We start from the raw sequence: 5724 nt of genomic DNA on the forward strand, positions 1-5724 counted from the left end.
GCCCCCACCTTAACCACCCCCGAAGTATGGCAGAGCTTTCGGCCCGGCATCTGGACAGAGACCATCGACGTGCGCGACTTCATTCAGCGCAACTACACCCCCTACAGCGGCGACGATGGGTTTTTGACCGGAGCCACAGAGCGCACCCAGGCCCTGTGGCACCAGGTCAGCGAACTGATGAAGCAGGAGCGCGACAAAGGCATCCTGGATGTGGATACCAAAGTGCCCGCCAGCATCACCGCCCATGCCCCCGGCTATATCGATCAATCCCTCGAACAAATCGTCGGGCTACAAACCGACGCCCCCCTGAAGCGGGCAATCATGCCCATGGGCGGCATTCGGGTGGTGCAAAAGTCGCTGGAGGCCTACGGCTATGAGCTCGATGCCGACACTCTGGAAACATTCACCAAGTACCGCAAGACCCACAACGATGGCGTGTTCGACGCCTACACCTCAGAGATGCGGCTGGCGCGGCATTCGGGCATTATCACCGGGCTGCCCGATGCCTACGGACGCGGTCGCATCATCGGCGACTATCGCCGGGTGGCCCTCTACGGGGTCGATCGCCTGATCGCCGACAAGCGCGACCAGCTCAACTCCCTGGAGGTGGACGAGATTACCGAAGCCATCATTCAGCAGCGGGAAGAAATCAACGAGCAAATTCGCGCCCTAGGTGAATTGACCACGATGGCGGCCAGCTACGGCTGCGACATCAGCCGCCCCGCCACCACCGCCCAGGAAGCTGTTCAGTGGACCTACTTTGGCTACCTGGGGGCGGTGAAAGAGCAAAACGGCGCGGCCATGTCCCTGGGTCGGGTTTCCACCTTTTTGGATATCTACATCGAGCGCGATCTGGCCAGCGGTACGCTGACCGAAGCCACTGCCCAAGAGCTGATCGACCACCTGGTGATGAAGCTGCGGATGGTGCGCTTTCTGCGCCACCCCGCCTACAACGAGCTGTTCTCGGGCGATCCGGTCTGGGTGACAGAATGCATCGGCGGCATGGGAGCAGACGGTCGCCCCCTGGTGACCAAGAACAGCTTCCGGGTGCTGCACACCCTCTACAACCTGGGGCCAGCCCCGGAACCCAACCTCACCGTGCTGTGGTCGGAGCAGCTGCCGATTGATTTTAAGCGGTTCTGCACCCAGACCTCCATCGATACCAGCTCGATCCAGTACGAAAATGACGACCTGATGCGCCCCCTCTACGGCGATGACTACGGCATTGCCTGCTGTGTCTCGGCCATGCGCATTGGCAAGCAAATGCAGTTCTTTGGGGCGCGGGTGAATCTGGCCAAGGCGCTGCTCTACGCCATCAACGGCGGCAAAGATGAAAAATCGGGGCACCAGGTGGGGCCTGCGATCGCCCCCATCACCGCCGATATCCTCAACTACGACGAGGTGATGGAGAAGTTCAGCCAGATCATGGCCTGGCTGGCCAAGACCTACGTCAACACCCTGAACGTAATCCACTACATGCACGACAAATACTGCTACGAGCGGATCGAAATGGCCCTGCACGATCGCGACGTGTACCGCACCATGGCCTGCGGCATCGCGGGTCTGTCGGTGGTGGGCGATGCCCTGTCGGCAATTAAGTACGCCCAGGTCAAGGTGCTGCGCAACGAAGAGGGCCTAGCGGTGGACTACGAAATCGACGGCGAGTTTCCCGCCTTTGGCAACAACGACGACCGCGTGGACAGCCTCACGGCGGGCCTGGTCGAGCAGTTTATGACTCTGATTCGCCAGCGCCCCACCTACCGCAATGCTGTGCCCACCCAGTCGATTTTGACCATTACCTCCAACGTGGTCTACGGCAAAAAAACCGGCAGCACCCCCGATGGCCGCAAGGCGGGCGAGCCCTTTGCCCCCGGTGCCAACCCCATGCACGGACGCGATACCAAAGGGGCGATCGCGGCCTGTGCCTCAGTGGCCAAACTCCCCTACGAGCACGCCCAGGATGGTATCTCCTACACCTTCTCCATCGTGCCAGCGGCCCTGGGCCAAACCAAAGCAGCCCAGGTTCACAACCTGATCGGCGTGCTCGATGCCTACTTCCACGACACCGGCCACCACATCAACATCAACGCCCTCAACCGCGAGACCCTGCTCGACGCCATGGAGCACCCCGAAAACTATCCCCAGCTGACGATTCGGGTGTCGGGCTACGCGGTGAACTTCATCAAGCTGACCCGCGAACAGCAGCTGGATGTGATCAGCCGCACCTTCCACGAGCGGATTTAGGGGAGCGATCGCATTCCCACGGGGGACACATCCCCTCCTCGGAGGGGTGCCCGCAGGGCGGGGTGGGCCAAAACAGCGCCAAGGAGTAAGTTGTTGAGTGCGGGCAAACAGCTTACAGACCCACCCCTAACCCCTCCCAGGAGGGGATGGTAAACCTGATGCCCTGGGATGTTCTTTCCCACACTCAGGTCTCTCCACCCTGTTTCGCCCCTGCCTTTTCTCCCCGGTCAGCTATGCCCTTTCCCACCGCTCCCCATCCACCGCACCCCAATCTATCGTCGGCCTCTAAGGGCCGGATTCACTCGGTTGAACCCAGCAGCACGGTGGATGGGCCAGGCATTCGCTATGTGATCTTTACCCAGGGCTGTCTGCTGCGCTGCCAGTACTGCCACAACCCCGACACCCGCGACCCGCTGGGCGGCGAGGAAGTCACCATTGATGCACTGATCGACGACATTCAGCACTATCAGTCCTACTTCACCTACTCCGGCGGCGGGGTGACAATTACCGGCGGCGAACCCCTGCTTCAGCCCGAGTTTGTGCGGGAAGTTTTTCGCCGCTGCCAGGAACTGGGCATTCACACTGCGCTGGATACCTCAGGGTTCCCTGACTTTGAGCGCTCCAAGCCGGTTTTAGACTATGTAGACCTGGTGCTGCTCGACATCAAATCTTTTGATTCTGAGATTTACCATCGCGCCACCCATGTGGACCTTGCCCCGACGCTCCAGTTTGCCCGCCACCTCAGCGCGATCGCAAAACCCACCTGGGTTCGCTTTGTGCTGGTGCCAGGGCTGACAGATGATAGTGCCAATATCAAAGGCCTGGCCCAGTTTGTCGCCACGCTACAGGGCGTTGAAAAAGTCGAGGTTCTGCCCTTTCATAAAATGGGGGAATACAAATGGAAAGAGCTGGGTTTTCCTTACCTGCTGGAGAACACCGATCCCCCCACTCCTGAACAGATCGAGTCAGCCAAAGCGATCTTTCGCCACTACGGGCTCAGGGTTGATTGACTCGCGTCGGGCGATCGCTTCAGGCATGCTGAAACGTCCCAACCGTCCTGGCGATGGCCATGGATGACGTTTACTTCCAGATTTGGATACTATACGGAAAGTTTCTCGCGATCGTCGCGATCGAGGTAGATCTGCCGACAGTTTCTGTCTATCACCCCCAGGAAGGTAGATATGCAGAAACTTTCTCTCTAATAAGGTTGTTCCTCCGCAGTAGTACAAGTGTTTGATGTCATATGATAAAATCTTCGGAACTGCGGAAGAGCAACTTCGCTGGAACCGACAAACGCCGCTAGCCCGACGACGCCGTACTCGGCGGCGTTCGCGGCTCAGCTCAATCATTATGCGGCTGAGTTCTCAATTAGGACATAGGCGCGAGATTATCTGTCAATCGTCAGCGTTAAGTGGGTTCAAGGTTGTTGCAAGCGGTGCTTTAAGGAAGGTTTCTGGCTATGACAAGCAATATTGCGAGCAATTCCGAAATCAAATCTGATAGTTCCGTAATCACTGCCAAAATCGAGCTGCTGCAAGCAAAAGCTGACGACGCAATCAAAAAAGTCCGAGGTAATAGACGAGATAATCGGAGAAAAGCTTCTCTCGTCAAGTTGACGGCTACTTTCTGTTCAGCCACTGCGACAATTTTGCTTGGGTTAAAAGTGCCCAACCTAGAATCACAATTTAAGGATATTGCATTTGTTTTGACTGCGTTAATTACTCTACTGAGCGCATTAGAACCATTCTTCAACTTCAGAGCTTTGTGGGTAGAACACGAAATAGCTCTATGGAAGTTTCATCGGCTAAGAGATAAGATCGAGTTCTACCTTGCTGGTAACAAACCTGAAAAGATGAGCATCGATGAAATTAATGGCTTTCACGCTGAGTTTCAAATCATATGGGACGATTTGAGCCAGTCTTGGATCAACTACAGAAAACAAGAAAAGTCTTAAAAATCCTTCGTAGCCAGTAATTTGATATGATTGGTTAGCCGTGATCTAGACTAGCAAGTGCCTCGTAATGATATTGACCGCATCAGAGAAAAAATTCGCCTCCGTCAGTATGATATGTCTGCCCACGCGATGGAAGAAATGGCTGAAGATCTACTGACTATCTTGGATGTAGAGGAAGCAGTTCTGAACGGTCAGGTCATTCGGGTTGAAAAAGATGATCCCAGAGGCACAAAATATATAGTAGTGGGAACTGCATTGGATCAACAAACACCTGTTGGGGTGGTTGGGCGTTTCGCTAGCACCGGAAACTATCTAATCATCACGGTTTATGAAGTCACTTAACTTGAGGGCTAATCGTATGTATGGGTACAGATGTGAGTATTGCGAAGGGACTGTTCAACCCAGAACCGTCAAGCGCGAGGCATTCAAACATAGAGATGGATTCGTTATCCTCGAAGATGTGACGATTGGTGTTTGTGATACTTGCGGCAATCGATACTACTCAGCAGATATTCTTCATGCAGTTCATGCTGTTGTGACTGGAGCCAAGCTCCCTGAGAGAACCGAGCAAATTCCAGTTACTCATCTAGAATCCGCCTAGTCAACGCCGCATAACAACCCCAATGCACACCGACCGTTGAGAGGTCATCGGTTGGAATTCGAGGTTATCTGAGGCAGGTGATTGGGAACGTTAGATCATTAGGCCTCGGTTAGGTTGTATTTGTAAAGCGTATCTGTGGGTGACCACACGTTGAGGTGCTTAATCAATTCTTAGATTTAGGCAGCAAATTGTTTTTAGTCATTGCATCTAGCCTTGTAGTTATGTTCGGACTAAGTTTCCTTCCGCCTTAACTTGCTAGTTGTTGTGGTCTAACAATATACCCTGAGCCCTGCAAAGGTCTGCTACTATCAAACTAGCGAACTTGGTAGTGCTTATGACACTAGCGATTGTGCCTGAGTCTACTCCTCTAAAGCTGAATGAGGATGGGGTGGTTCTGGTCGGGAAAACTCGCGTTACATTGGATACCGTGGTTGCTGCCTTCTTGGAAGGTGCCACAGTAGAAGAGATTGTTGAGCAATATCCATCGCTTCAACTTGCGGATGTGTACTCGGTGATTGCTTACTACCTGCGGCGCAAAACTGAAGTTGATGCTTATCTAAAAATTCGACAAGATCGTGCTGCACAAGTTCGTCAAGAAAACGAGCGTCGTTTCAACCCAATTGGAATTCGAGATCGGCTGATGGCAAGACTTAACCATCAAAGCCAGGGTTGAAATGCTGTGCCTTTTAGCAGATGAGAACTTTAACAACCAAATTGTTCGGGGCATTCTTCGACGAAAGCCTAAGGTTGATATTGTAAGAGTTCAGGATGTCGGCCTATCCGAAACTGACAATAGAACGCCGATTCTAGAATGAAGTGCAACACCTAGAAGCTTTCCACAGAGGGGCTCATAGGATAGTCTGATGTTTACCACAACAAAAAGACACCCTATGAGCTATATCCAGCTTAGCGCTTCTGAACGAAA

6 protein-coding genes are annotated in these 5724 nt (G+C 53.7%); all 6 read left to right on the forward strand.

All coding sequences use genetic code 11. The features are described 5' to 3' along the window. Positions 1–2244 (forward strand): formate C-acetyltransferase (gene pflB / locus IQ254_RS29280; protein WP_228041214.1); only part of this gene is annotated, 2244 nt, incomplete at its 5' end. 233 nt (positions 2245–2477) lie between these two features. Beyond that, entirely contained in the window at positions 2478–3254 is a 777-nt protein-coding gene (gene pflA, locus IQ254_RS29285) for a pyruvate formate-lyase-activating protein (RefSeq protein WP_193969677.1), read from the forward strand. A gap of 449 nt (positions 3255–3703) precedes the next feature. Then, positions 3704–4198 carry an SLATT domain-containing protein gene (locus IQ254_RS29290; protein ID WP_193969678.1) on the forward strand — a complete coding sequence of 165 codons (495 nt, stop codon included), beginning with the start codon at positions 3704–3706 and terminating at the stop codon, positions 4196–4198. Positions 4199–4255: 57 nt separating this feature from the next. Then, on the forward strand, positions 4256–4540 hold the full coding sequence (locus tag IQ254_RS29295) for a DUF4258 domain-containing protein (RefSeq protein ID WP_193969679.1): 285 nt from the start codon (positions 4256–4258) through the stop codon (positions 4538–4540). 16 nt (positions 4541–4556) lie between these two features. After that, positions 4557–4799 carry a YgiT-type zinc finger protein gene (locus tag IQ254_RS34100; RefSeq protein WP_106257692.1) on the forward strand — a complete coding sequence of 81 codons (243 nt, stop codon included), beginning with the start codon at positions 4557–4559 and terminating at the stop codon, positions 4797–4799. Positions 4800–5133: 334 nt separating this feature from the next. Beyond that, positions 5134–5472: a DUF433 domain-containing protein gene (locus IQ254_RS29305; RefSeq protein WP_193969680.1), complete on the forward strand. Its 339-nt coding sequence runs from the start codon at positions 5134–5136 to the stop codon at positions 5470–5472. The last annotated feature ends 252 nt before the right edge of the window (positions 5473–5724 follow it).

Origin of the sequence: Nodosilinea sp. LEGE 07088 (genome assembly GCF_015207395.1) — a bacterium.
Taxonomy (GTDB): Bacteria; Cyanobacteriota; Cyanobacteriia; order Phormidesmidales; family Phormidesmidaceae; genus Nodosilinea.

Excerpts from the sequence above, each read along its gene's own strand:
- pflA (WP_193969677.1), top strand. The coding sequence starts at position 2,478 with ATGCCCTTTCCCACCGCTCCCCATCCACCGCACCCCAATCTATCGTCG.
- IQ254_RS29290 (WP_193969678.1), top strand. The coding sequence starts at position 3,704 with ATGACAAGCAATATTGCGAGCAATTCCGAAATCAAATCTGATAGTTCC.
- IQ254_RS34100 (WP_106257692.1), top strand. The coding sequence starts at position 4,557 with ATGTATGGGTACAGATGTGAGTATTGCGAAGGGACTGTTCAACCCAGA.
- IQ254_RS29305 (WP_193969680.1), top strand. The coding sequence starts at position 5,134 with ATGACACTAGCGATTGTGCCTGAGTCTACTCCTCTAAAGCTGAATGAG.